This window comes from Neolewinella aquimaris (assembly GCF_014197245.1).
Lineage (GTDB): Bacteria > Bacteroidota > Bacteroidia > Chitinophagales > Saprospiraceae > Neolewinella > Neolewinella aquimaris.
This window is the reverse complement of the sequence record NZ_JACIFF010000004.1, coordinates 67548-93861: the sequence shown is the minus strand read 5'-3', so window position 1 is coordinate 93861 and position 26314 is coordinate 67548. Positions and strand designations below refer to the sequence as shown.

Sequence of the window (26314 nt, the reverse complement as noted above, 5' to 3'; positions counted from 1 at the left end):
GGTCATTCGAGGGTGGCGATTACGGTTTTGTTGCCCTTCACTTTCTGGCCGATTTCTACGTTGAGGCGCGTCCCGAGGGGTAGGAACACATCGACCCGGCTGCCGAACTTGATGAAGCCGAAGTCTTCCCCCTGCACCACCTGTTGGCCTACTTCAAGGTAGTTCTTGATACGCTTTGCCAGGGCTCCGGCGATCTGTCGCATGAGGATTTCGGTCTCTCCGGTGTCGATGACTACGGTCGTCCGTTCGTTCTCGGTGCTGCTCTTGGGGTGCCAGGCGACGAGGTATTTTCCGGGATGGTACTTGTTATACTTGACCAGTCCGCTGACCGGATTTCGGTTCACGTGTACATTTACCGGAGACATAAAGATACTTACTTGCAGCCGTTTGGCCTTAAAATACTCCGGTTCGTAGGCCTCTTCAATCACGACCACCTTTCCGTCCGCCGGGGCGTAAACCAGGTGATCGGCTTCCTCGGGCACCATGCGGGTGGGGTTGCGGAAAAACTGCAGGATGGTCAGGAAAAACAGTCCGGCGGCCACGGCCACTACGGGGAGCTGGGCCGGTGCTTTCCAGTAGACGAGTGCTACGACGAGGCCGAGACCGACGAACAACAGTGCCAACACCCGGCGACCTTCCGGGTGTATTTTCATGGGTTTGCGCAAGACGGGGAGGTTTAGAATCGGTAAAGATCGATCTTTGGTATGGAACGTGATGGAGTAACGTGAAGCGGCGCTATTTCGTTCTTATACACGATGGTTCCCGCAGCTTTTATTCGCGCAGGTTCCCGCGCAACTGCAGCAGCTCGTGCCCGACCGAGGCCACGCGGGCAAGCATGTCACTCAGGTCAGCGGACGTAGTGAACGCATTGGTGAGGGTACAGCGCAGGTACACTTCTCCATCTATGCGGGTCTGTACGAGGTAGATCTGCCCACTCTCGGTAAGCGTGGTACGGATGAGCTGATTCAGGCCATCCCGTGCGGTGGCCGAGAGGGTAGGGTGACCGAAGCGGAAGCAAACAATGTTCACGTCGGGCTCCATGAAGAGTTCCAGCTCCGGGTGACGGCGCACCTGTCGGCCGAGTTCCCTACCCAGTTCGCCCACGCGCACCACGTAGTCGCGGAATAGCTCCGGGCCGTAGACACTGAGCAGTGTAAAGGTCCGTAGACCGAGCATTCGTTTGGTGCACTCGAAGCTGCGCCGGGCGATGTTGGACCAGTCTTCTTCGCTGCTTTCCGCCGTGAGGAGGTATTCCGCTCGCTGTTGAAAGGTGCGGTAGGCATCCGTGCCGTCCCGGAAGAACAGGCCGGTCGTGATGGCCGGTGACAGCAGCATCTTATGAAAGTCAACCGCAACGCTATCGGCCCGCTCCAGACCCGCCGTGAGGTGCTGGCGGTCGGGATCGAGTCGCACGGCGGCTCCGTGGGCTCCGTCGATGTGCAACCACAGCTTGTTGCGGGCGGCGGCATCGGCCAGGGCATCGATATGGTCGAAGGTTCCCGTGCTGGTCGTGCAGGCACTGCCCACAATCGCGATGGGGGTAAGCCCCCGCTTACGCGCGTCGACGACCAGTTCGTCGATCAGCTCCGTACGCATCCGTAGTTCACGGTCGGTGGGTACGTGAATGATGCCCTCCGCGCCCCAGCCCATGATGCGCACCGCCCGGTCGATACAGTAGTGCGCCTGCTCGTTGACCAGCAAGCAGGGTCGGATGGCGTGACTCCCCATTTGCCACACGTCACCCTCCGGCCACTGCCGGGAGCGGGCGGCAAGCAGGGCCGTAAGGTTGGCCAGGGAACCGCCGCTGGTGAGGAATCCGCCTGCCTCAGGGGCCAACCGGAGCATCCGGGCAAACTCTTCAATTACGATCCGCTCCATCGCCGTGCCGGCACGGCCCATCTCGAAGATGGCCATCCCGGTATTGAGCAAACTGGCGGCGACGTCTCCGAGGGCGGCCAGCGGCGCGGGCGGCACCACCTGATGCCCCATGTACCGGGGGTTATGCAGGTGAACGCTGTGGTCGATCACGCCCGCGAATATCTCGTCCGCACCCGCCCGTTCCCCGAGCAGCTTGCGGAAGGCCGCAAGCGACGCATCGGGAGTCTCGTAAGGGTTTGCTGGATAGGATTCTACCGTGCCGAGATAGTCGGCCAGTCGGTCGATGAGGGCGTGTCCCTGTTTCCGAAACTCCTCCGGATCGTAGGCGCGGGCGAGCAAGTCGGTCACGGCCTAGATGCTCATTTCTGCACGACCGGCATCGATGATCTTGCGGGTTTCCGCGGCATCGGCACCCTGGGCGTACACCCGCAGCACGGGCTCGGTGCCACTGGGGCGAACCATCAGCCAGCGATCGTCGCCGTCGAGGAAAAACTTGGTGCCATCGAGGTGCTTTACGTCGGTGACCGTGTAGGAGCCGATCTTCTTGAAGGGGTTTTCTTCCGCCTGCTTGACGATCTCCCACTTGCGGTCGTTCTCGACGTGGACGTCATCGCGGTCGCAATTGAAACTGCCGACCTTGTCGTACACGTCCTGAATCAGGTCGTTGAGTGACTTTCCGGTTTTGGCCATGTATTCGGCGATCATCAGTCCGATCCAGATGCCGTCGCGCTCGGGGATGTGCCCGCTGACGGCCAGTCCGCCGGATTCTTCTCCACCCACGATGACTTCGCGTTCGGCCATGATCTCAGCGATGTACTTGAAGCCGATTTTGGTCACTTCGTACTTCAGTCCGTACTGCTCGGCCAGCTGCTTGAGTTTGTCGGTAACGGAGAAGGTCAGGATTACCTCGCCGTCCTTGATGCCCTTGTACTCGTACTGGTACATCAGCAGCAGGAGCAGGATGTGGTGGCTGTCTACGAAGTCGCCGTTCTCGTCGAACAGCCCGATGCGATCGGCGTCGCCGTCGTTGGCAATACCGAGGGACAGCTTGGGGTCTTTTTTGATGACATCGCTGAGCTGTGTTAGGTTACGGCCGATGGGTTCCGGGGCCTGGCCCATGAAGCTGGGGTTGTACTCGCAGTGCAAGTGACGGGCCTCGGGCAGCAACTTGATCATGGCCGACTGTCCGGAACCGTACATGGCATCGTAGGCGATACCGAAGTCAGCGTTGCGGATCAGGTCCATGTCGAAGTTGGCGTACACGTGATCGAGGTAGATCTGCTCGAAGTCGTGGTCCTCGATGAGTCCTTGCTCCCGCAGTTCTTCTATGGTCGGCAGGTCGGTGGGTACTTCGTCGGGGATGAGGTTCTCGACGGCAGTGACGTCGTCCGGGATGCTCGGTCCGCCCAGTTTCGACTTTAGTTTAAAGCCGTTGTAGGAGGGTGGATTGTGGCTGGCGGTGATCACCACGCCGAGGTCGGCACCGGTCTTCACTACGCCCAGGCTTACCATGGGGGTCGAGATGAAGGTGGGGGCCAGCAGGCTGGTAATGCCGTGTTTGCCCAGTACCCGGGCGGTGGACTCGGTGAACAGCTCGCCGGCGAAGCGGCAGTCGTAGCCGATGACCACCCGCGTTCCTCCCTGCTGCTTGAGCCACAGGGCGGTGCCTTCGGCTACGCGTTTGACGTTATCGACGGTGTATTCCTGAGCGATGATTGCGCGCCAGCCGTCGGTGCCGAATTTGATCTTGATGGGATCCATAAGGGAGGAAGTTTTTAATGGGTTACTCGCGAAGGTGGCAAATTTACCTTGCATTCAATAATGGCCACGGTGAATTATCCCCAAAATCTACCGATGAACCTACCTTTGCGGCGTGGATTATCTCACCGCCGTTCTGCTCGGCCTCGCCGCTGCCGCCGGGGCAACCTTATTTCCCGGAATGCTGAACATGACCAGTGTGAGCGTAAGCCTGCGTGCCGGGCGCCGGGCCGGTTACCAGTTCGCGGCCGGTATGGCGGTGGCCTTTACGCTGCAGGCCGGACTGGCCATTTTCTTCGCCAACTACTTCACGTCGCATCCCGGCATCCTGGTAGTCATGAAGCAGTGGTCGGCCTTCGTCTTCCTGGTCCTGGCCGCCTTCTTCCTCTTTAAGGGCTACCGCGCAAAGGTGGCCGAGGAGGCTGCCGAATCGCGTCCGTACCGGGGGAGTCCCTTCGCCCGCGGAGCGGTGCTCGCGCTGATGAACTTCCTCACCATTCCCTATTTTTTTGCCATCGGCGGGTGGTTGCTTACCGACGGTCACCTGGCCGGGGATGCTGCCGCACGTACGGGCTTTACAACGGGCGCGGGCGCGGGTGCCATGCTTATTTTCGGGGCTTACGCCCGCCTTGCAAACTGGATGCACCGGAGGGCCCGTTTCCTGACCCGCAACATCAACTTCGTCCTCGGAGCCTTGTTGGTCGTCCTGGCCGTGATTCAGGGGATGCGGAGCCTGCTCTGAGGGGAAATTGCCGAAATATTCGCAAAGTACAGCAAACACCCGGCGGCACTTTTGGCTTTCATAAATTATGACCCGCAGCGCCGCCGCCCCCTCCGTATCGTTCGACTTTGGGCGGGTTGACCGCCTCACTGAGCAATTCGCCGAATGGGCCGCTGACACCTACGCCGACGGTGGTTTTCCCCACCGGGAAATCGCCGCACTGCGCAACGCCGGCCTCCTGTACGTAACGCTTCCCGGACAGCCATTGGACCTGCGCGCCCGCCACACCGCCACGCTACTTCAGCTCTTGCAGCGTATCGGGAAGGGTAACCTGTCGGTCGGCAGAATCTACGAAGGACACGTAAACGCACTCCACCTAATCGGCCTGTACGCTACCCCCCACCAACAGGAGCGCTGGTTCCGCGACGCACGTAACGGCCACCTCTTCGGCGTGTGGAATACCCAAATGCACGACGGAATACGACTCTACCCAGGAAAAGAAGGCCACATTACCATCGGCGGAGCGAAGAGCTTCTGCAGCGGTTCGGTGCACGTCACCCGCGCCCTGATTACGGGAAATTTACACACCACTGCGGGCGACGACAGGGGCTGGCAAATGGCCATTGTGCCGCTCGACGACCACTGCCCCCCGGTAGACGAAAAATTCTGGAAGCCCACCGGAATGCGCAACAGCGTGAGTCATAAAATCGAATTTACCGGTATCGACCTCGCTGCCGACGATCTGCTCGGCGATCCCGACGATTACTCCCGCCAACCCTCCTTCAGCGGAGGAGCCATCCGGTTCGCCGCAGTCCAGCTCGGTGGCGCGGAGGCGATCCTGGATGCGTGCCGCGACCACCTCCGTTCGGCCGGGAGAACTGGCAACGGATACCAGCGCACCCGCATCGGCCAACTGGCCATCGCGGTGGAAAGCGGCAAGCTGTGGCTCAAGCACGCGGGGCAGGTAGCGGACGATCCCGCTTCCGATCCCGGCCAAATCGTGCACACCGCCAATATGACCCGCACCGCCATTGCCGGCTACTGCGACGAAAGCCTGAAACTCGCCGAGAAAAGCCTGGGAGCCGCGGGAATGTTGCACCCGCACCCCTTCGCCCGCCTCCACGCCGACCTCAACATGTACCTGCGGCAGCCCGCCCCCGATGCAGTCCTGGAGGCGATCGGCCAACAAATTCTGGATGACTACACTACCGACTGACCCCGCCCTGGTCGAGAAAAGAAAACGCGATTTGCGGGAAAACACCCCGGTGCACCCCGTCGGGGACCTTGAGGCGTGGAGCTCAACCGTCGTTTTCTCGCCCCATCCCGACGACGAGTCGCTGGGTTGCGGAGGGCTGATTGCCACACTGGCCGACCGGGGGCAGGCCGTGCGGGTGGTATTCGTCAGCGACGGCTCCATGTCCCACCCCAATTCCGTCAATTTCCCCCGCGAGCGCAGAGCGGCTATCCGGCAAACAGAAGCCCTCGCCGCGTGTAACGAATTGGGAGTGCCGGCTGACCGGGTACACTTCATGGGACTTCCCGACGGGGCCATTCCGGGTCGCCACGACGAGGGATTTTCCGCTGCGGTGAACACGGTAGCCAACTGGCTTACGGAGTGGAGGGCCGACACCGTAGTGGTGCCCTGGCGGCGTGACCTGCATCCCGATCACCGCACCACCTGGGACATCTGCCGGGCCGCGGCCGATAAGCTGCCTACCGAACCCCGCTGGATCGAATACCCGATCTGGATGTGGGAAGCAACCAACGTAGTCGACCTGCCCCGGGCCGAGGAGATGATCGCCTGGCGACTCGACGTGACCGCACAGCAGGATCGCAAAGAAGCCGCCGTCCTTGCCCACGCCTCCCAACTGGGGCAGGTCATCGACGATGATCCAACCGGATTTGTCCTGCAGGACCATATGCTGGACCACTTCCGCGGGACAAGCGAAGTGTACTTCGAGCCGGCCGCCAAGCGTCACCGTAGCCTGGGTGCCGGATACTTCGACCGGGTGTACGACGACCGCGACGACCCCTGGAACTTTGAGACCAGTGCGTACGAGCACGGAAAATATGCGGCGACCATAGCGGCCCTGCCCCGGGATCGTTACCCATCCGGCTTCGAGATCGGTTGCTCCATCGGAGTGCTCACCGAGCTGCTGGCCGACCGCTGCGATAAGCTGCTGTCGGTAGATACCAGCGAAGCGCCCCTGGCACGTGCGCGTGCCCGCCTGGCCGGCCGGCCGGAGGTGGAGTTTCGGCAGATGATTATTCCGGAAGAATATCCTACTGCTTCTTTCGACCTAGTTGTCCTCTCCGAAGTCGGATACTACTGGGGCTACGAGGACCTGTACCGTTCCATTGACCTTATCCAGCAGGGGATCAACCGGGGTGGCGACCTGATCCTCGTCCACTACACCCCCTACGTTCCGGATTATCCGCTGACGGGCGACGAGGTGCACGAAGCATTCAAGCAGCGCCTTGTCGGCTTTCACCACGTACACGGTACCCGGGCGGAACGCTACCGACTCGATGTTTGGCGACGGGGGAAAGGCACGCCGAACGGGTAAACTTGCGCAAGTCCTGAATGGCCACCTCGAAGGTCGTATCCGAAAAGGCGTGGGTAGCTTCCAGTTGTTGTCTGATATCCTGATACAGGGCACCGAATGTGGGGGCTGCTGCGACCCGTTCCTCCAGGCTCGCCGGAGATAGATCTAGGTAGCTCGCCAGGGAGAACAGGGCAGGGGAACCACCCAAGCGGCGCTCGAAAAATGCCCTGCGTAGGGCCACTTTCCACTTATATAAGCGGAGGCAGTTTTGTAAGCCGGGCACGACGGGCTTACGGTTCTCCGCAATCATCCTGCCCCATTCGTCCAGTGCATGACTGAAGGCCACTCCGTCTACCCGACTGCTCGCGCGGTCGGAAGTAGTGACGCGTACGGCCGGGTCGTGTACGAAGCTTACGTCGATCCGTTCGAGGGCCCAACCCAGGGCAACATCTTCGATCGCCTTTAGCGGGGGCATGCCGCCACAGGCGCGGTACGCATCTACCCGAACCGCCATACTGGGTCCGTACTGCTGAAAGTGACGGGGGGCGGGATCGTCCGGTTGCGGATCGATCATGTGTTCCAGTCGTGCCTGGAGCAGGCGATAGGTCACGTCCTGGAGGTAAATTTTCCGGTATGCACCGCGGTGGCAACGGGGTGTGGTGATGCGGCCGCCGACCGCATACGCTCCCCGGTCGAAAGCGCGAAGGGTGGCGGCTACCCAGTGCCGGTCGACCAGGGTATCCGAATCGGTGGTGCTGATGATGCCGTGGGGAGGAAGTCTTTCGGCGGCTGCTTCCATCATCATGCGCCGGGCGGTGCCGACGCAGGCGACTTCCGGTCGGAAATGGCGCTCGACTACGTGCAGTCGAAAGTCCGGATGCGCGCGGGCGAACGCACGTGCCAGGTTGGCGGTCGCATCGCGACAATTGTTAGCGAGCAGGATAACTTCGTAACACGCTGGGTCGAGGGGGGCACCGCATTCATCTACTTGCCAGCGGAGCGCCCGGAGGGTCGGCAGAATGAAATCGGCCTCATCCTTGGCCGGCACGGTGACGGAGAGGCGGCACGCCGGGTGGATCGGCGGCAGCTTCAGGGGAGGGAGTACGGGGGAAAGGGGGTCAAGCACGGTTTAGGAAGTGTTACTTCTCAAATCCGGGAAAACGCCCCAAATGTTTAAAACCCCTGCCCGGAATATAGCCTAGAGGCTTAGCTGAGCTGCCACCTGGGCGGGAACCTGTCTTACCTCCGGCTCGAGCTCCACCCCGAATTTCTCGCGAACGGTACGCTGAACGTTCCGGCTGAACGACAGTACGTCGCTGCCGCGGGCCCCACCGCGGTTGACCAGGACGAGCGCCTGCTTTTCGTAGGAGCCTACCCGTGACGTGCCGCTGCCCCGCAAGCCCGCCCGGTCGATCAGCCAGCCCGCGGGCAACTTCACCGATTGGTCGTCGATGGGGTAGCTCGGCAAATCGGGGAATTCATCCAGTAAGCGGTCGTACACACCGCGGTCGACGACCGGATTCTTGAAGAAACTGCCGCTGTTGCCCAGAAAAAACCAGTCGGGCAGTTTGCTGCGTCGGATGTTAGTGACCGCATTGGCGACATCGGCGGGAGTGGGATCCGTGATGCCCTGCCGCGCTAGTTCTCCGGTGATCGCACCGTACTCCATTTTCAGGGGGCGTCGCTCGCTCAGATCGAAGTCGACGGCGGTGATCAGAAAGCGATCGGGTTCGTGCTTGAAGCGGCTGTCGCGGTAACCGAACCGGCAGTCATCCGGGGAAAGTACCACCGGCCCGCTTCCGTATTCCCAGGCATGCACCGCCGTGATGAATTCGCTCACTTCCGCACCGTAGGCACCGATGTTTTGTACCGGTGAGGCGCCGATGGTGCCGGGGATCAGGATCAGGTTCTCCAGGCCCGGAAAGCCGATTTCCAGGGTATAGCGGACAAACTGGTTCCAGTCCGTGCCGGCCGCAACCCGGAACCGACCCTTCCCGTCCGACCATTCGATGCCGCTCATCAGTACGTGTACGGTAAGTCCCGGCACTTTTTCCATCAGCAGCAGGTTGCTGCCGCCGCCGAGTACGAGATCGGGGGCTCGTTGAAATTCCGGCCCCGTCAGTTGATCCGGGTGGAGGAGGGGCAGGTAGCGTTCGGCGGTAGCGGGCAGGCCGAAAGTGTTGAAACGGTCCAGCCGTACGTTGTTTCTGATCATTCCGCGAGATCGAATTGTAGGCGGGCGAGGGCGGAGTAGGCCCCGTGCGGACGAGTGCTCAATTCGGCGTGGGTCCCCGATTCTACGATGGCCCCGTTTTCGATGACGTAAATCCGATCTACATCACGGATGGTTGCCAGGCGGTGGGCGATGATGATGCTGGTCCGGCCGCGCATCAGGTTGTCGAGGGCTTCCTGCACGACCCGTTCGCTCTCGGCATCGAGACTACTGGTCGCTTCGTCAAGCAATAGCACCTTAGGGTCCTTGAGGATGGCCCGGGCGATGGCGACCCGCTGCCGTTGTCCGCCGCTGAGCTGGATGCCCCGGTCTCCAACCACCGTCTCCAGTCCTTCGGGGAAGGCGTCGATAAAGTCGAGCGCATTCGCCTGGCGGGCGGCTTCCCGTACCTGGGCGTCGGTAGCGTTCAGCTTGCCGTAGGTGATGTTTTCGCGTATGGAGCCGCCGAACAGCAGGACTTCCTGGGGCACGAGCGCCAGTTGATCGCGGTAGCTTTCCAGGTCGAACGACTCAATGTCCTGGCCGTCGATGGTGATGCGTCCGCCGTCGACGGGATAGAAGCGCAGCAGCAGTTTGACGATCGTCGATTTTCCGCTACCGCTGGCACCGACCAGGGCTACTTTTTCTCCCGGCGCGACGTTGAGGTCGATGCCCTTCAGTACGGTCACGTCCGATCGGGTAGGGTAGGAGAAGGTTACGTTATCGTAGCTGATCGCACCGGCGAAGGTGCCCGGAACGTTTGCTTTTTTACCGGCTTGGCCCTGCACCTGCGGTCCCGCCCCAGTTCCTTCGCTTTCCTCGCTCTCCAGGATATCGATGACGCGGTCGGACGCACCCAGTGCGGCTACGATCTCGCTGTAAAAATTACCCAGGCTCGCAACCGATCCTCCGATAATGGCGGTGAAAACGATGAAGGAAAAAAGGTCTCCCACCGGCAAATCTCCGGCCTGCACCAGCAGGATGGCTCGGTAGATGATGAAGAAAAGGGCTCCGAACATGACGGTGACGATGAAGGCGGAAAACAGGCCGCGCGCATTGGCCGTTCGGATGGAAATATCGACCGACTCATCGATGCTCTTAGCGTAGCGCGCGAGCTCAAACTCCTCGTTCGTGTAGGCCTTGACCGTGGAAATACTCTGCAGGGTTTCCTCTACGATCACGTTAGACTGGGCCAGTTTTTCCTGCCGGGCCTTGGTCATTTTACGCACGTAACGCCCGAAGAACATCGCCGCGATGACCACCACGGGAAAAATAATCAGGCTCACCAACGCCAGCCGGAACATGGTGAAGAGGATAAATACCGTTGCACCCAGCAGGATGATGATCTGGCGGGCAAACTCCGTCAGCGTTAAGCTGAATACCCCCTGGATTTGCGTGATGTCGTTGGTGATGCGGCTCGTCAGTTCTCCTACCCGGCTGCGTTCGAAGAAGGGGATGCTGAGGTGCAGGATTTTGGCGAACAGGTCCTTGCGCAGCGCCGCCATTGCCCGCTCGCTCACGATAGCCTGTATGCGCACCCGGAAGAAACTGAGTGGGGCCTGGAGGACGAGCAATACGGTGAGGAGCAGAAAGATCTGGTTGACGGTAAGGCCGTACTTGCCGTCGCCGTTGTAGACGTTCAGCGCCTCTCCCGGCAGCTGCAGGACGACGAGGAAGACCAGCGAGCTGACGCTGAGAATGACGAAGCTCAACAAGAACAGCCAGCGGTACCGCCAGACGTAATCGAAGATGCGCATCGAACGCCGCAGGCGGTCCTTGGTGATGCGCGGTTTGGCTTCCTCGGGGTTAAGTGTACTTGTTGCCATGACTGACAAAGGAAACGCTTTAAGCAGCAAAAGATCGTGTTGCGAGCTTTTTTTGAACTTACTGTGATTAATGGAGGTAATAACATCGGATTCACGGCAACAGCTACCTACCAGTCCGCCGCCTGCTCTTCTTTCGTCTTTCCACACAAATATTCCCCGTCGGGGCAAACGGGAGTGCAACGGTTGACAATTTTAGCGTCAAATAGAAGTTTTATGCTGAGTGTCGCTTTTTTAATTTGAACAACCCTAACCAGATGTCATGAAAGGACTGACCCTACCCTGCTTCATTTTGGCCTTTATCACGCTTTTCTCCACGAGCGCAACCGCACAGAGCTACTTCGAGATAGGCGCCATGGCCGGTGATATGCCCTACAACGGCGATCTGAGCGACCCCGGGATTAAGTTCCTCAACGATTGGAACACCTTCGGGGGAGTGTACCTGCGCTACCGGCCGGTCAACCGCATCGGGTTGCGCTTCAACGGTGCGTTCGGTACCATTGAAGCGGAGAACAGTACAAACGTCAGTTTAGGTAACGGCACGAGTACCTCGATCACCCGGAATTTCCGCTCCAAGATTCAGGAGTACAGCGTAGCCGTCGAGTTCGACCTGTTCTACCTCGGTGATCCCGACGACCGCTTCGTGGCGCCTTACGTCATGGCTGGCATCGGACGTACTTCCTTCAATCCGGAATCCCAGGTCGACGGCATCTACTACGAACTTCAGCCGCTTCGCACCGAAGGACAGGGAATCATGACCGGGCAGTACGACCCCGCTCCCTACGAGCTGTCCATCACCACCCTCCACCTGGGCGGTGGCGTGCGTGCCAAACTCGGCGACCGGTTCGTGGTCGGAGGTGAGGTGAGTGGACGGATCACCAACACCGACTACCTGGACGACGTTACCGGGCGGCGGTTGGTCTACCAAGACGTTCTGGACAATACCACCACCCGGGGAGCCTTCTTCTCCAACCCGGCGGTCGACCCCGGGGAAGCTCCCGAGGGACTGGAATACCGGCGCGGCGGCGACTCCGACGATTTCTACTTCATGATCAACCTGACCCTGGGTATCCGCCTGGGCGGTTGGGGTAGTGGAGGCAACGGTTGTTACTCCTTCTAGGAAAGAAAATCAGGGAGGCTTGGTAATAAACCTCGGGGGCAAATCCGGGTTAGGTCAGGTGGCAATTTCGCCTACTTTCTTCAAAACTCTCCCCGCATGAGCCTACGTACATTTACCCTGTCTTTCTTGCTGGTCTTTATGGTGTTCGGTAGCACCCACGCGGCAATCGTCGTACCTACCCCGGCCACCCCCGCTGCAGAAACGGCCGCAGAGGCAGCTGCCCTCGACGCCGTCAACGAATACCGCGAATCGCTGAAGGAAATGTCCGGCAAGGAACGCCGCCAGCTCAAGCGCGAACAGCGCAAGGCCGTCAAAAACGCCCTCGAAGATTACCGCGACGCAGATACCAATACCCTGCTCCTCGTACTGGTAACTATTCTGTTGCCACCCCTCGGAGTACTCCTCTACGAGGGTGAACTGACTTCCAAATTCTGGATTGCCCTGCTGCTTACCCTGTTGTTCTACCTGCCGGGACTGATCTACGCCCTGCTGGTGATCTTCGGCAATGCTTAATTTTCAATGATTGCAGTGGCTGCACGACTGGCCGCACCTCCCTCGCCCAGTCTGACCCGCAGTCGCTCCAGATCCTTCAGTTGCCGGTCCCGTTCGGGGCCGGCAATTGTTTTTTGTAGGGTTTCGGTCAGCAGCGTCTCGTTGAAGTCCGCCTGGATTAGCTCCGGCACGACGGGAGCATCCATCACCAGGTTTACCAAAGAAATGTACTTGATGCGCTTCGCGACGAGTCGGCGTGCCAGCCAGTAGTTCAGTGGGTTGCCCCGGTAGCAAACCACCTGCGGCACACCAAACAGGGCCGTTTCCAAGGTAGCGGTGCCGCTGGTGACCATGGCCGAATGCGCACCGGAGAGCACGCCGTAGGTGTCGCTGCTTACGAATTTAAGCTTGGGGGGGCACGGCGCAGCTGCGATCAGGGCATCGTAAACTTCCCGGTCCTGCCCCGGCGCTCCGGCGACTACGTAGGTGTGTTCCGGCAACCGAGCTGCCGCGGCGAGCATAACCGGCAGGCTTCGCGAAATTTCCTGGCGGCGTGATCCGGGCAATATGGCAACGTGCTTGCGTTCACCGGTCGGCTCTATCTCGGCCACGACGTCCAGCAACGGGTGGCCGACGAAGGTGGCTTCCACTCCGTATTTGGCGTAGAAGTCGCGCTCGAAGGGAAGGATCACCAGCATGCGGTCCACGTTTGCCTTCACCTGGTAGACCCGGCTGGTGTGCCACGCCCAGATCTGCGGGCTGATGTAGTAGGTCACGTCCAGGCCGCGGGGGCGGGCCCACTTCGCGATGCGCAGGTTGAAGCCCGGGTAGTCGATGAGCACGAGCCGGTCGGGATTAAAGGCCTCAATATCCTCCTGACACCGCTTGATGTTGCCCAGGATGGTGCGTAAATTCATCACCACTTCCACAAATCCCATAAAGGCCAGCTCACGGTAGTGTTTGACCACTTCGGCTCCGGCGGCACGCATCAGGTCACCGCCCCAGGCCCGGATTACGGCGTCGGGATCACGTTGTCGGAGGGCTTCCACCAACTTGGAGCCGTGCAGGTCTCCGGAGGCTTCGCCGGCGATGAGGTAGTAGCGCAAGGGGGGAGGGGTTAAAGGGGGGGAGGGATTGAGGGAGTGAGGGGGGGCGGGGTCGCGGGTGCAGGGTAAAGTGCGAAGATAGCGAGGTGGGTTTGGCTGGGGGCGTCGTTACTTCACGGAAAATTTTTTGATATGCAGCCTGAGTGGAATGCTTACCGGTTTGAGGAGTTGAGCAATGACCTTCTGTACGAGATTCTGGCGGTGCGGCAGGAGGTGTTCGTGGTGGAGCAAACCTGCTATTACCTGGATGCGGATGGGAAGGACCAGGAGGCTTGGCACGTGGTTGGTACCGTCGACGGGAGAGTGGCGGCCTATACGCGGGTGCTGGATCGTGGGGTGTCGTACGCTGACTATGCCAGCATCGGTCGGGTGCTTACGGCGCCTTTTGCCCGGGGGGCGGGGTTGGGCCGGCCGCTGATGGAGTACTCCCGGCAGGTGCTGGTGCGGGCCTTTGGCGAGCGGGAGATTAAGATCAGCGCTCAGGCGCACCTGCAGAACTTTTACGCAAGCCTGGGGTATGTAGGCATAGGTGATGTGTACGATGAAGACGGCATCCCACACCGGGCGATGCTGTACGATCCGGCCTACCACGCTTCTATTTTTCACCTGTAATCCGTTCCCCAACGCCCCCGATCCTATGCAGCCCCTAGCCGAACGAATGCGCCCTACGTCCCTCGATAACTACGTCGGTCAGACCCACCTGGTCGGTAAGGGAGCAGTCCTGCGGCGCGCCATCGAAACGGGCCGGCTGCCGAGCTTTATCCTGTGGGGGCCGCCGGGTGTAGGTAAGACGACCCTGGCCCGTATCGTAGCCGCGCAGTTGGAAGTACCGTTCTACATGCTTTCGGCCATCAATAGTGGCGTAAAGGACGTGCGGGAGACGATCGATAAGGCCAAGCGCGGGAAATTTTTCGCCTCCGCCTCACCAATCCTGTTCATTGACGAGATCCACCGCTTCAGTAAGTCGCAACAAGACAGCCTACTCGGGGCCGTAGAGGCGGGTACCGTGACGCTTATTGGCGCCACGACCGAAAACCCCAGCTTCGAAGTTATCCCGGCCCTGCTCTCCCGGTGCCAGGTGTACGTGCTGGAACCGCTCGGGCGCGACGACTTAACCGGTATGGTAGACCGGGCGCTGGCCGAGGACGAGTACCTGAGCAAGATGGACGTAGTGGTAGACGACTACGATACCCTGATTCGGTATTCCGGTGGTGACGGCCGTCGGCTCTACAACGTGCTGGAACTGGTGACCCACGAAGCCGCCGACGGTCAGCGGGTGACCCTTGACACGGAGTACATTACCGCCCGCGTGCAGGAAAACCTGACCCGCTACGATAAAACCGGCGAGCAACACTACGACATTGCGTCGGCCCTCATTAAGAGTATACGGGGGAGTGACCCGAACGGCGCCGTGTACTGGCTGGCCCGTATGATCGAGGGTGGGGAGGACCTGAAATTTATCGCACGTAGGCTGGTGATCGCTGCTTCGGAAGATATTGGACTGGCCAATCCGAATGCCCTGCTCATGGCGACTACCGCCGCCCAGGCTGCCCAGATGGTCGGGTATCCGGAAGCCCGTATCATTCTGAGTCAGGCCACCATTTACCTGGCCACGAGTCCGAAGTCGAACAGCAGCTACCAGGCGATCGGTGCGGCACAGCAGGCAGTGAGAAACTCCGGCACCTTGCCCGTTCCACTGCACCTGCGCAATGCGCCCACCAAGCTGATGAAGCAACTGGATTACGGCAAAAACTACAATTACAGTCACGACAATCCCGGCAACTTCGCCCGCCAGGAATACCTGCCCGACGCGCTTTCCGGAACCGCTTTCTTCAAGCCACAGAGCAACAACCCCACCGAAAAGAACATCGGTGAGCGGATGAAAAAGCAGTGGGGGGATAAGTACTAGGCTTCGGCCAGCAGGAAATGGAGGTAGTGCTTGAGTAGCTTCGGCGCGGTGTAAAGCAGATCGTGTTGTTTGCCCTTGACCATGTGGTGGACCAGCGTCGGTGCGTTGATGATCCGATCGCAGGCGTAGTAGGCATTTCGCGGATAGATCAACCAGTCGTCGGTACCGTGAAGGATAACGGTATTGGCATCGATGTTGTGCCATTCGTTGGCCATATCGTGCAATTCCGCTTCGTGCGCCAGTTTTTCGTGGTTGGCCGTATTGATGCCGCTGGGCAACAGCCAGGATAGGGCCCAGTGACTGGTGGGGTGGGTGATCCAGAAGGTATATTCCTCAGTAGGGGCCATGCTTGCCGACTGCAGCAACAATCCGTCGACTAAATTCGGAAAATCCATGGCGAGGCGCGCACTTACCGTACCACCGTAACTGCTGCCGTGCACTACAATCTTCTGATTGGGATGGCGACGCGAACGGATCACGGCGGCTACGTTCTCGGCCTGTTCCTGCACCGAGGTCATCGGCATGCCCAGGCCGCTACCTCCGTAACCGGGGCGGTCGATGGCCAGTAGGTTGGCTTCGCTACGCAGGGAGCTGTCGCGCATCATACTCAACCACCATGCGCTAGAAGAGGGTGCACCGTGGATGAACACCAGCAGAGGTTTGGAAGTATCCTGGCCGATCTGGAGGTACCGTAGTCGGCGGGTGGTCCCTTCCTGATAGCCGATTTCGGCATCCAGCCGGGCGCTTTTCATGGTGGCACTGAGCTGGTCGTCGTTCATCTGGATCGTCACGTAAGGCTCCAGCCGATAAACGGCGTAGGCGACGAACAGGAGGAAGGCAAGCAGGAGGTAGGACCTCTTTTTTCTCAGTAACATTATTGGTTGGGGTGTACTAAGAATACGCTATATACTACCAGCAAGTTGTGTGCGAGGTCCCGGGTGACGGTATAATATTGGGAATAGGGGAGGTTTAAGACAATTTTATGATTTTGTCCTTCGAAGTAGCGTAGCTTGGCCGTTTCGCAGGATTAACCTAATTTCGCGGCGTCAAGCTCCGTTAGCTCAGTTGGATAGAGCAGGAATCTTCTAAATTTCAGGTCAAAGGTTCGAATCCTTTACGGGGCACTTGGGTAGTTAATTAGTACTGTAGTCGGGTAGTACTTTAGTACGGTAGGGGCATACCGACTAACGCACTAAAATACTAACTGACCAAAGGACTAACGAACTTCCCACCTTTCTTCCAACTCATCCACTGCGGTATACAGTTGGGCGAAGTCGTCGATGGCAAAGTAGAGCATCTGGACCTTGTCGATCACGAAGGTTTGTTGCGTCACTTCATCCAGGTTGAAATCCTTGACAACTACGGCGTTATCGGTGTAGATGTGCTTGGTTTCCTGGGGACTGCTACAGATGCCGGCACCGTATACTTTGAGGTCACCGTTTTGACGGATCACGCCGAATTCGATGGTGAACCAGTAGAGGCGCTGCAGCTGGGTGATCTTTTCTTCGTCGCCGGCGAATTTGACACCGAGTGCACCGAGTTTTTGGGCGAAGTCGGCGTAATCTTGGTTCAGGTATAGCGGAATATGACCGAAGATGTCGTGGAACATGTCCGGCTCTTCCAGGTAGTCGAGTTGGTCTTCCCGGCGCAACCAGGTACTGGAGCAGAAGCGGCGGCGGGAGAGCAGGGAGAAAAACTCATCGACCGGCAGAAATCCTTTTACTACTTCGATCGACCAACCGTGGGCGTCCCGCAGGGCTCGATTTAAATCACTGAAGCGGGGGGGATGATCCGGTGAGAGGATGGGGTAAAGTTCCCGCAGGCAGTGCAGGTATTCGGCACACGCGCGGGGCTTGAGGGCCTCCATTTGGCGCTGGGTGAGCATTCGCCAGATGCGGTAATCGGAGGAGGTGTAAGCGTCGTACTTTTGAACGGGGGAATCGGACGTTGTGGTGGGCATGATCGGCGCGATTTGTTAAGGCAATGGTTGTCTGTGCAACTGTAAAGATAGGGGAAAGGTTTTGAATGGGGTGGGGGTGTTTTTTGATTGCTGCGCAAGGGGGTAGTGGTCACCGCGGATTACGCAGATGGCGCAGATTTCTTTGCAGATTAGAGGTAGAGCAGCCTCCGGTTCGAGATGGGGGTGGTTGCTGCGCAACGAGGGAGGGGCACCGCAGATTGCGCGGATTTTCACGGATCAAGGTCGGGGCGTTGCACGTCGAGAGAGTCGGGGGCGAGTGGCTTCTAGTCCGAGATGGGAGTGGTTGCTGCGCAACGCGGGAGAGTCACCACGGATTGCGCGGATTTTCACGGATCAAGGTCGGGCCGTTGCACGTCGAGAGAGGTGAGGTCGAGCGGCTTTTAGTCCGAGATTGGAGTGGTTGCTGCGCAACGGAGAGGGGGTGCACCGCGGATTACGCAGATTAAGCGCGGATTCATGTCGCAGATTAGGATTGGTTGCTGCGCAACGGGAGAGGTGTTGCACGGCTAGGGGGGGCGGTTGCTGTGCAACGGGGGGGCACCGCGGATTACGCGGAAGACGCGGATTTTGTCGGAGATTTAGATTGGTTGTTGCGCAATGTGGGAGATGTATACCACGGATCACGCGGATTTTCACGGATGATCGCGGCCTACGAGTATAGGTTTGCGTGGGTGGAGGGGCCTTTGGTCTGAGAGGAGGTACTACGGATTGCAGGGGTTTTCATGCATTACTCGGCGGACGACCTATGGTCGGCCGACGAGGAGTCGATCACCCCAGCGTGCCCTGGGTGACCCGGCTTGGAGATTCGCGGAATGTGACGACCAGCTTGTACTGGGGCCCGATGTTGCCGACGAGTGGTCCGAACATGGTGTTCATGAGGTCCACGGCCTGAGTTTTGGCGCGGGACATGACATCGCTTTCCAGGGCGTCTTCGCGGAAGCTTTCGCGGAGGGCGTTCACGCCTTCGTTGATGTTGGCGCCCTTGACTTCCCGCAGCCAACCGATGTCGAGCTTTTCGACTTTGGGGAGGACCTCGTGGCTGAGAATGACGGGCTCCGGGAGGGTAATGTTAATCGTTTTGGTTTGCTCGTCGAGGCGCAGGTCGAAGTAGTCGGTGAGGCGGAAGCCTACTTTGAGGATGGAGAGGGCGGTGATCTCTACGTCCGTCTCCGAAACGTTCATGCCCCAGATGGTGGTCTGGAGGTTTTTGTTGATTCCTTTCTTATCGCGGATCTCGATCGTTGCGAGTTCTCCAATAACGGTTTCGACCTTTTCCTGGAACAGGCCCTTGCTGCGGCTGAAATCATCAATGGCGGCGCGCTCCCGCATGCGTGCGACCAGCGGACGAAGGGCTTCGCCCATGGCGATGGTACAGGGGTTCTGGACGTCGGCCCCCTTCGCCAGGATGTTGCCGTTGCGGGTGCGGATGACGGCGGCCAGCACCTTGTTGAGCATGAAGCAGGTATAATTACTGGCTACCTCCTCAAAAATTTCGGTCACTTTTTGTCCGCCCTCGTCGTACCAGGTCTCGTACACCGCGGCGCTGGTGTCGCGGAGGCGCATGAAGTCGTTGTAATACAGCTCGGTGAGCTGTGGGTGTTGGCGGTCGTATTCCTGGATCACGGCTCGCTGAAGGCTGTCGTTGAGACCCATGCGATTGCCGACGTGTTGCAGGATGTCGGTATTGATGTCGTAGACCATCTGATCGAATTCGCGACGGTAACGCCGTGGATTTTGGAGAATGGCTAGAGCGGTTTCGGTATCGATGTTGTAGTTGAAATCCGCCGGGCGGTACTGCAATTCATACTCCGCCGGTCCGGCCAGGAAGCTTCCGGGAGTATTCCGTAATGCCTTGTACCCCAGTACGCCCAGAATGCCCAGGATGGCTACCACGATGATTATTTGCGCGGTACCGATGCCTTTTTTCTCGGGATAGTTGGGTTGGGCCATGAGGGGGGGGAACTGGGTGAGTCTTGTGGAAACACGGGGGTTGGACGCATTGTTGGTCGGGCAGCATTCCCCGGGTAGTCGGCGGACGAGCCTCGTGCCTCGGTCGGCCGACGACATTTAATCGCCCAGCACCCGCGCCTCTTCCAGCAACTGCCATAGTTTGACGGCATGCACGGCTTCCTTTACGTCATGCGCGCGCAGGACGGATGCCCCCTGCTGCAACGCGTAGAGGTGCAAGGCCGTCGTGGCGGGCAGACTTTCCTCCGCACTCGATTTAAGGGGTTTGTAGATCATCCCCTTGCGGCTGATGCCGGCCAGCACGGGCACCCCGATGTGGCGGAAGGCGTGGAGGTTCCTGAGCAGTTCGTAGTTCTGCTTCAAGGATTTGCCGAAGCCGAAGCCCGGATCAACGATGATGTCGTTTACCCCCATTCGGCGGATCGCAATTACGCGCTCGGCCAGAAAATCCCAGACGTGGGTGACGACCTTGTCGCCATATTCCTTGGTGTGCTCCTGCATGGTAGCGGGAGTTGCGTCCGTGGGCATGTGCATGAGTACGTACGGGACGTTCAGCGTGGCCACCGTGGGCAACAAGTCCCGATCGAAGCGGCCGGCGCTGATGTCGTTGATCATGCCGGCTCCGGCGGCAACGGCGGCGCGGGCCGTGGCCGCGTAGATGGTATCGCAACTGATCACGGCATCCGGTGCGGCCTCGTGGGCCGCCTGGATGACGGGAATGACGCGGTCGATCTCTTCCTGTACCCCGATCAGCTCGGCGCCCGGGCGGGAAGACATGCCGCCGATGTCAATAACCTTTGCTCCCGCTTCCCACATTGCACCCGCGGCCCCGCCCACCTGTTGCGCATCGGTACGGCTGCCGGCGTAGAAGCTATCGGGGGTCGCATTCAGAATGCCCATCACCAGCGGTTTTTCGACCGTAAGCAGGCAACCATTACAGTTGAGGGAAAAGGGTTGGAAGGGCAAAGTGGGAGCAAGTTATGCGCGAATTACCGCAATATGTGCGACTTTTGCTAACCGATGCCCTATACCGAACAGCAGATCCGCGGCCTGGCCATCAATTTTCTGCGCTTCCACTACAAATTACGTCCCCGCTACGCCGGCGGCGGCACCCGTATCGTGGACAAACCGCACTACTACCAGGGCGTACTCATCGATGCCCGGCTCGCCTACCAAAAACCCGATCGCAGCTTCTTCACGGCCACCGTGGAAGCCACCAGCGTCGACAGCCGGGACGAGATCCTCTACCAGACCAACTACTGGCGCATCGGCGCGCACAGCTTCGCGCTGACGCTGTTCTTCGGCGCCATCCTTGCCTGGGCGGGGGCGCAGGTGCCGGGATATAACGTCTGGGAGCGGTACGGATCTCCACAGGCTTATCTGGTGATCTTGGCAACCCTGGCCGCCATTTTTGCAACGGTAAGTGCCGTGTTGCGGAGGCAGCAGACGTATCGCTACATCTACGCCGTAGACCAATTTAAGCACTTTTACGCCGATGCGCAGTGGGTGGCGTACGATGTGGAAATCTTTGCCGGAAAGGGATTCCGGACCCGCCGGCGCTACCGGGAGCTGGAGCGGCAGTGCGTGAAGTACGGCTTCGGACTCCTGGCCGTGGAGGCGGATCGGGTGGTGCGCGCGGTCATTGCACCGAGCCAGATCGATCAGTTTGCCGGTCACCGTCTGCGCTTACCGAAGTGGCTCGCACGGGCCGAAGAAACCCAGCCCGCCCTGGGACCGGAAGTGCTCGACCCCCTGGCCCCGGACGAGCCCGTGATGGGACTGGTGCCGGCAAGTCCCGGACGACCGAAACTCCGCACCCAACCCCGACGGAGAATACTGCTGCTGCGTGCCCGAGTGCGGCGGGCGTACCGCAAGTTTTTCCCCAGTGGACTGCGGCGGCGGCCCGGCTACTATAAGCTGGGGTGGTGGGTGTTTGCGGTGGGGGTGCCGTCCTTTTTTCTGCTCGTTGCCGGCCTGTACCAACAATCGCGGTACACCCCCCTGGCGATGGACGGCAGAAAATACGCGGAGCCCGACCTTGATTTTCTGGAATCTCCCGCCGATCCCGCGCCCCCGTTAGAAATCGAGGAGGGGGAGTACCGCCGCACCACCGACAGCACAGCTACTCCGGGAGATGCCGACGTGAACGTGCCTGAGGAGGCCCTGGTGAGCACCTCCGAAGTGACGGACATCGGCCGCGTGCAGCGCTACCGCATCGGTGCGAACGGGGAGGTGACGGTAGATTACGACTGCGTGCCGCTGCACCAGCTTACCGATCCCGTATTCATTTTGCTCTTTGGCCGGTACGATACCTTCGGCGCGGCGCGGGAATGGGCGTTGGAGCTCAACCGCCTGTACCAATCGGCGGTTACGGTAGCGGTGGGCGACTGCGTAGAACTGTCTGCGGAGGGCTACCTACTGTACATCGATGCGCCGACGACGGACGAGGGTGCGGCAAACTTTTTGGCGCGCACTTTCATTCGGGAATCGGGGTTGGAGGTGGAGATATTGGAGATTAGGTGAATACCCGTTGGACGGGGTGTACCGGTTGGACGGGGTGTACCCGTTGGACGGCTGTAATAAAAAATAATGGAAATAAAAAATAATATCCTCGAAACCATCGGAAATACCCCCATGGTCCAACTGCACAAGGTCGTCAGGGAGCTCCCCTGCCGGGTGATCATGAAGGTCGAGACCTTCAATCCCGGCCACTCGATCAAGGATCGGATGGCCCTTAAGATGGTCGAGGATGCGGAAGCCGACGGCCGCCTGAAGCCCGGCGGCACCATCATCGAATGCACCAGCGGCAACACCGGCATGGGGCTCGCCCTGGCCGCTTGCGTAAGGGGCTACCGCTGCATCTTCACCACCAGCGACAAGCAGAGCAAGGAAAAACTCGACATCCTCCGCGCCATGGGGGCCGAAGTGATCGTGTGCCCGACTAATGTCTCCGCTGAGGACCCCCGCAGCTACTATTCCGTAGCCGAACGCCTCAGCCAGGAAATCCCCAATAGCTTCTGGTTTAATCAGTACGACAACCTCAGCAACCGCCTGGCCCACTACGAGAGCACCGGCCCGGAGATCTGGCGGCAGACGGACGGGCGGGTCACCCATGTCGTGATCGGCGTCGGTACCGGCGGCACCATCAGCGGCGTCGGCAGGTATCTGAAGGAGCAGAACCCCGATGTGCAAATGTGGGGCATCGATACCTACGGATCCGTCTTTAAAAAGTACCACGAGACCGGCGAGTTTGACGAAAAGGAGATCTACCCCTACATCACCGAGGGCATCGGCGAGGACATCCTGCCGAAGAACGTCGACTTCGAGGTGATCGACCTCTTCGAGAAAGTAAGCGACAAAGATGGTGCCGTGATGGCCCGTCGACTGGCCCGTGAAGAAGGTTTGCTATTGGGCTATTCCGCCGGCAGTGCCGTAGCCGGATTGGTCCAGCTAAAGGACAAGCTCAAGCACGACGACCTGGTTGTCGTTGTCATTCACGATCACGGCAGCCGCTACATCGGCAAGATCTACAACGACGACTGGATGCGCGACCGCGGATTCCTCGACAGCGAGCTCCGGGTCCGAGACCTGATCACCAACAAAAAGAACGGTGCCTTGACCGGGGTGAATCGCGACGACAGCGTCCGCGAGGCACTACGGATCATGAAGGAGCACGAATTTAGCCAGATGCCCGTCATGAACGGGGAGGAAGTGGTCGGTTCCATCATCGAAACCGACGTACTCAATTACCTGCTGGCCAATCCCATGGAGCACGCCGAGCGTCCCGTTCGGGAGATCATGCGCAACCCATTCCCGGAGGTAAGCACCGACCTGACCCTGTCCGAGCTGGGCCGTCACATCACCAAGGAAAATCCGGCAGTCGTAGCTACCGATCGCAGCGGGCGCAAGCACCTGATCGCACAGTACGATATTCTGCAGGCGATATAGGGCTGATCATTCCATTTCAAGAGAAACTCCCTCATACAGATTTGCCAGCGGGAGGGTTATGCCAAGTGTCCGCACGGTTACGTCCTGTTCCAACTTATAGGAGCTGCCAATCCGCCAGAAGTCGGAGGTTTCGCGAAAGTATGTTTCAACCAGGTAGCTCTGGCTATCGATAAGAACGTATTCCTGCATGCTCGGGAGTTGCCAGTAAGACTGAAATTTTTCCCCACGATCTACATGAGCGGTGTTCTGCGACAACACCTCTATGATGAGGCTTGGATTGGTAATTCGCTCGATGCCCCCTTCCTCAGCTTCTACGGTTTCCTCACAGACTGCGCTCAAATCGGGAAAATAGATCTTGTTGGAAGAAATTGATACCGCTGTATCGCTTAGGAAGAACTCGCAATCGGATGATGCGCCGTCGAATGCACGAAAACAGTTCTTCACGATCCGATTGTGGCTTGCTTTTGCTCCAGCCATCATGCGTATGGTACCGTCAGCGTACTCATACTTGACGGGTGACTTCGCCAATAACTGATAGTATTCTTCCAGGGTATACTGGCGTGAGCTTAGTTGTTCCGCGTTCATGTATGGTAATTTACAAATTTCCTTAATGAACTGGCCCTCTACTAGATAAGCACCAAGTGGCAGCATTCACTGAGGTGTATTTTGCTCCTTACCGCGCCTCGAAAACGGCCTCCCCCGTATCCAGATTCACCGCCGTGAGGTAGCCCATACCAGGAACGTTCATCGCGCAACCGGAATCAATACAGGCGTACTTGGTTTCTTGCATGTGGGCGACGTTGTCGGCTACCGCCGCCATCGTCGCGGGAGTGTGACCGTATAGCAGGATGCGATCCCCGAGCCAGGCTTCATCGACTTCTTCCTCCCAGTGGCGGGCCCAAAGCATCGCCTCAGTGTCGGCCAGCGGGTCGGGTGCGCCGAAGTTCAGTCCGGCGTGCACGAGCAGGTAACCCGGGGTTTCGTAGTAGTAGGGGAGGGCAGACATCCACTGCTCCACGTCCTCCCGGTCGCGGCGGCGGGGCCGGTAATCCCAGGGAGTTTTGGCCGACAGCAGCGCATCGAGCAGCATCTGCTCGTGGTTGCCGCGCAGGCAGACGACGGAATACTTCTCGTGCACCAACTTCCAGATCATCCGCAGCACCCCGTCGCTGTCGGGCCCCCGATCGATGTAGTCGCCGAGCAGGAAGAGTTCGTCGGTCTTTTGCAGCTGGATGCGTTCCAGCAATCTACCGAAAGTCTGTGCACAGCCGTGAATGTCGGAGATGGCGTAACGGGGCATAGGCTAGAGGTAAACCCAGCCCTGCTCCTCGTTGCTCTTCAGAATGGCATCACAGAGGATGAGTTCCTGGTGGCCGTCGGTGAAGGTGGCGTAGAGTTCTTCGCCGGCAGCGGTGTCGCCGAGTACGGCATCGTAGAAAGACCGGAAGCACTGCTTGAAGGTGTCGGGGAAGCCCTCGTTGTGTCCGCCGGGGTAGTTGATGTAGGGCGCCGCGGTGCCGGTCATTAGTCCGGGGTCCTTCATCAGTACCTGATTGCATTCCCCGCGCTTACCGATGCTGAGTTCGTTGGGGCGTTCGCTGTTCCACTCGTAGGCGGCATCCTGAGTAGCAATGTCGTACTTCAGCTGGTTCTTGTGGCCGGCACTGACCTGGGAGACAAACAGTTGTCCGCGCGCGCCGCCCTTAAATTTGAATAGGATGCTGGCGCAATCGTCGGTGGTCACGTCGATCGATTCCGTCGCCTGCTCCTTTTCCGAATCTTTCGTGAAGCTGGATACTTCTCCCAGGGGGCGTTTGCGCTGGGGGTGCACGGTGGTCAGGTCGGCCAGTACCGCTTCGGCTTCCAGGCCGGTAAGGAAGTGGACCAGGTCGAGCCAGTGGGTTCCAATGTCGGAAACGGCACGCAGTGCCCCGCCCTGATCGGCCAGTACGCGCCAGTTGTAATCGGTATCGTAGAGGAGCCAGTCCTGCTGGTAGCTGCCCGTCACGGCGAAGATGCGGTTGTTGTCGTCCTTCAGCCGGTCGCGGACTTCCAGGTTAATGGGATAGAAGCGCAGGTTGTAATTCACTGCGGTCTTGAGGTTGCTGTTGCGGGCCAGTTCGACCAGCTCGGCGCCCTGTTCGGAGGTCATGGCCAGGGGTTTTTCGCACATTACGTGCTTGCCGGCGGCCAGGGCCTGCTTCACCATGGGGTAGTGCAGCACGTTGGGGACGGCAAGGTGGACGGCGTCAATGTCCTCGTCGGCCAGCAGGTCTTCGAAGGTGGCGTAGGGGTGCTCCAGGTTGAGTTGCTTGCAGGCGGAGGTAGATTCGGCCAGGTCCTTACCCAGGAGGCCCTTTACGCGAATACCGAGGCGGCGGAGGCCTTCTACGTGGACGGGTCCGATGAATCCAGCGCCGGCGACGGCAACGGTAATGGAGTTATACATGCTTGCTGTGAGTTGGTCGTGTGTGTAAAGGCCCGCAATATAGTAAATGGGGGCGGCGGGGCGCGGGTGCGAAGTATTTTGGTATGGGAGCATAGGGGGAGCGGGCTCTGGTCCGAAACGGTAGGGGTTGCTGCGCAACGGAAAAGGTCCACCACGGATTACACGAATTTGCACGGATTCCTTCACGGATGGAAGGCAAAAGGTCGAGGTACTGTGATCGCAACCGCGGCAAGATGCCACGAACCGGGTCAACCACGGATTACACGAATTTGCACGGATTCCTTCACGGATGGAAGGCAAAAGGGGGAGGTACTGTGATCGCAACCGCGGCAAGATGCCACGAACCGGGTCAACCACGGATTACACGAATTTGCACGGATTCCTTCACGGATGGAAGGCAAAA

Annotated in this window: 23 protein-coding genes and 1 tRNA gene; 10 read left to right on the top strand and 14 right to left on the bottom strand. The window is 59.3% G+C overall.

Annotation, left to right across the window (positions count from 1 at the left end; all coding sequences use genetic code 11):
- Positions 1 to 2 precede the first annotated feature (2 nt).
- The 3 genes from GGR28_RS09090 to GGR28_RS09080 form a co-directional block, all read right to left on the bottom strand.
- Positions 3 to 653 (bottom strand): phosphatidylserine decarboxylase family protein, encoded by a 651-nt coding sequence (locus GGR28_RS09090; protein WP_183495469.1) that lies wholly within the window; start codon positions 651 to 653, stop codon positions 3 to 5.
- Between the two features lie 118 nt (positions 654 to 771).
- Positions 772 to 2226, bottom strand: a complete 1455-nt coding sequence (locus GGR28_RS09085) for a pyridoxal phosphate-dependent decarboxylase family protein (RefSeq protein WP_183495468.1) — start codon at positions 2224 to 2226, stop codon at positions 772 to 774.
- Positions 2227 to 2229: 3 nt separating this feature from the next.
- Complete coding sequence (locus GGR28_RS09080) at positions 2230 to 3639, bottom strand: phosphohexomutase domain-containing protein (protein ID WP_183495467.1); 1410 nt, start codon at positions 3637 to 3639, stop codon at positions 2230 to 2232.
- A gap of 112 nt (positions 3640 to 3751) precedes the next feature.
- On the opposite strand from GGR28_RS09080, the gene GGR28_RS09075 reads away from it, so the two are divergent.
- The 3 genes from GGR28_RS09075 (at position 3752) to GGR28_RS09065 (ending at position 6924) form a co-directional block, all read left to right on the top strand.
- Positions 3752 to 4378, top strand: a complete 627-nt coding sequence (locus tag GGR28_RS09075; protein WP_183495466.1) for a LysE family transporter — start codon at positions 3752 to 3754, stop codon at positions 4376 to 4378.
- A 67-nt stretch (positions 4379 to 4445) separates the two neighbouring features.
- A complete protein-coding gene (locus GGR28_RS09070) occupies positions 4446 to 5573 on the top strand; it encodes an acyl-CoA dehydrogenase family protein (protein WP_183495465.1) in 1128 nt (375 codons plus the stop codon).
- Complete coding sequence (locus GGR28_RS09065; RefSeq protein ID WP_183495464.1) at positions 5554 to 6924, top strand: bifunctional PIG-L family deacetylase/class I SAM-dependent methyltransferase; 1371 nt, start codon at positions 5554 to 5556, stop codon at positions 6922 to 6924. The genes GGR28_RS09070 and GGR28_RS09065 overlap by 20 nt, the downstream gene beginning before the upstream one ends.
- On the opposite strand, the gene GGR28_RS09060 is transcribed toward GGR28_RS09065, so the two are convergent.
- The 3 genes from GGR28_RS09060 to GGR28_RS09050 all read right to left on the bottom strand — a co-directional run bounded on the left by GGR28_RS09060 (position 6824) and on the right by GGR28_RS09050 (position 10941).
- The gene (locus tag GGR28_RS09060) at positions 6824 to 8029 is read right to left on the bottom strand and encodes a glycosyltransferase (protein ID WP_183495463.1); all 1206 of its coding nucleotides are present in this window, start codon (positions 8027 to 8029) and stop codon (positions 6824 to 6826) included. The two genes, GGR28_RS09065 and GGR28_RS09060, sit on opposite strands and share 101 nt — an antisense overlap.
- A 72-nt stretch (positions 8030 to 8101) precedes the next feature.
- Positions 8102 to 9118 carry a UDP-N-acetylmuramate dehydrogenase gene (murB, locus tag GGR28_RS09055; RefSeq protein WP_183495462.1) on the bottom strand — a complete coding sequence of 339 codons (1017 nt, stop codon included), beginning with the start codon at positions 9116 to 9118 and terminating at the stop codon, positions 8102 to 8104.
- Positions 9115 to 10941 carry an ABC transporter ATP-binding protein gene (locus GGR28_RS09050; RefSeq protein ID WP_183495461.1) on the bottom strand — a complete coding sequence of 609 codons (1827 nt, stop codon included), beginning with the start codon at positions 10939 to 10941 and terminating at the stop codon, positions 9115 to 9117. Before GGR28_RS09050 ends, murB begins: the two co-directional genes overlap by 4 nt.
- 259 nt (positions 10942 to 11200) lie before the next feature.
- Between GGR28_RS09050 and GGR28_RS09045 the strand changes: the two genes are divergently transcribed.
- Together GGR28_RS09045 and GGR28_RS19080 are read left to right on the top strand one after the other, a co-directional pair.
- Positions 11201 to 12058 (top strand): DUF6089 family protein, encoded by an 858-nt coding sequence (locus GGR28_RS09045; RefSeq protein ID WP_183495460.1) that lies wholly within the window; start codon positions 11201 to 11203, stop codon positions 12056 to 12058.
- A gap of 96 nt (positions 12059 to 12154) precedes the next feature.
- On the top strand, positions 12155 to 12571 hold the full coding sequence (locus tag GGR28_RS19080) for a YqaE/Pmp3 family membrane protein (protein ID WP_246416588.1): 417 nt from the start codon (positions 12155 to 12157) through the stop codon (positions 12569 to 12571).
- Here the strand turns inward: GGR28_RS19080 and lpxB are convergent.
- Positions 12568 to 13656, bottom strand: coding sequence for a lipid-A-disaccharide synthase (lpxB, locus tag GGR28_RS09035; protein ID WP_183495459.1), 1089 nt, complete (start codon positions 13654 to 13656; stop codon positions 12568 to 12570). The genes GGR28_RS19080 and lpxB overlap by 4 nt on opposite strands.
- A 132-nt stretch (positions 13657 to 13788) precedes the next feature.
- Here lpxB and GGR28_RS09030 point away from each other — a divergent pair, with 132 nt between their 5' ends.
- Complete coding sequence (locus tag GGR28_RS09030) at positions 13789 to 14268, top strand: GNAT family N-acetyltransferase (RefSeq protein ID WP_183495458.1); 480 nt, start codon at positions 13789 to 13791, stop codon at positions 14266 to 14268.
- A 25-nt stretch (positions 14269 to 14293) separates the two neighbouring features.
- Positions 14294 to 15565, top strand: coding sequence for a replication-associated recombination protein A (locus GGR28_RS09025; protein ID WP_183495457.1), 1272 nt, complete (start codon positions 14294 to 14296; stop codon positions 15563 to 15565).
- Here the strand turns inward: GGR28_RS09025 and GGR28_RS09020 are convergent.
- Positions 15562 to 16440: an alpha/beta fold hydrolase gene (locus GGR28_RS09020; RefSeq protein WP_183495456.1), complete on the bottom strand. Its 879-nt coding sequence runs from the start codon at positions 16438 to 16440 to the stop codon at positions 15562 to 15564. The genes GGR28_RS09025 and GGR28_RS09020 overlap by 4 nt on opposite strands.
- Positions 16441 to 16615: 175 nt before the next feature.
- On the opposite strand from GGR28_RS09020, the gene GGR28_RS09015 reads away from it, so the two are divergent.
- Positions 16616 to 16689, top strand: a tRNA-Arg gene (locus GGR28_RS09015).
- Between the two features lie 92 nt (positions 16690 to 16781).
- On the opposite strand, the gene GGR28_RS09010 is transcribed toward GGR28_RS09015, so the two are convergent.
- From GGR28_RS09010 to folP, 3 genes are all read right to left on the bottom strand, one after another.
- A complete protein-coding gene (locus GGR28_RS09010) occupies positions 16782 to 17525 on the bottom strand; it encodes a phenylalanine 4-monooxygenase (protein ID WP_183495455.1) in 744 nt (247 codons plus the stop codon).
- 789 nt (positions 17526 to 18314) lie between these two features.
- On the bottom strand, positions 18315 to 19496 hold the full coding sequence (locus tag GGR28_RS09005; RefSeq protein WP_183495454.1) for a DUF4230 domain-containing protein: 1182 nt from the start codon (positions 19494 to 19496) through the stop codon (positions 18315 to 18317).
- A gap of 117 nt (positions 19497 to 19613) precedes the next feature.
- A complete protein-coding gene (folP, locus tag GGR28_RS09000) occupies positions 19614 to 20480 on the bottom strand; it encodes a dihydropteroate synthase (RefSeq protein WP_246416586.1) in 867 nt (288 codons plus the stop codon).
- Positions 20481 to 20534: 54 nt separating this feature from the next.
- Here folP and GGR28_RS08995 point away from each other — a divergent pair, with 54 nt between their 5' ends.
- The gene (locus GGR28_RS08995; protein ID WP_183495453.1) at positions 20535 to 22037 is read left to right on the top strand and encodes a hypothetical protein; all 1503 of its coding nucleotides are present in this window, start codon (positions 20535 to 20537) and stop codon (positions 22035 to 22037) included.
- A 66-nt stretch (positions 22038 to 22103) separates the two neighbouring features.
- Positions 22104 to 23462 carry a pyridoxal-phosphate dependent enzyme gene (locus GGR28_RS08990; protein WP_183495452.1) on the top strand — a complete coding sequence of 453 codons (1359 nt, stop codon included), beginning with the start codon at positions 22104 to 22106 and terminating at the stop codon, positions 23460 to 23462.
- Between the two features lie 6 nt (positions 23463 to 23468).
- Here GGR28_RS08990 and GGR28_RS08985 read toward each other — a convergent pair whose 3' ends face one another.
- The 3 genes from GGR28_RS08985 to GGR28_RS08975 all read right to left on the bottom strand — a co-directional run bounded on the left by GGR28_RS08985 (position 23469) and on the right by GGR28_RS08975 (position 25911).
- Positions 23469 to 24047, bottom strand: coding sequence for a Uma2 family endonuclease (locus GGR28_RS08985; RefSeq protein ID WP_183495451.1), 579 nt, complete (start codon positions 24045 to 24047; stop codon positions 23469 to 23471).
- A gap of 88 nt (positions 24048 to 24135) precedes the next feature.
- Positions 24136 to 24762, bottom strand: coding sequence for a metallophosphoesterase family protein (locus GGR28_RS08980; protein WP_183495450.1), 627 nt, complete (start codon positions 24760 to 24762; stop codon positions 24136 to 24138).
- 3 nt (positions 24763 to 24765) lie between these two features.
- Entirely contained in the window at positions 24766 to 25911 is a 1146-nt protein-coding gene (locus tag GGR28_RS08975) for a Gfo/Idh/MocA family protein (protein ID WP_183495449.1), read from the bottom strand.
- Positions 25912 to 26314 lie beyond the last annotated feature (403 nt).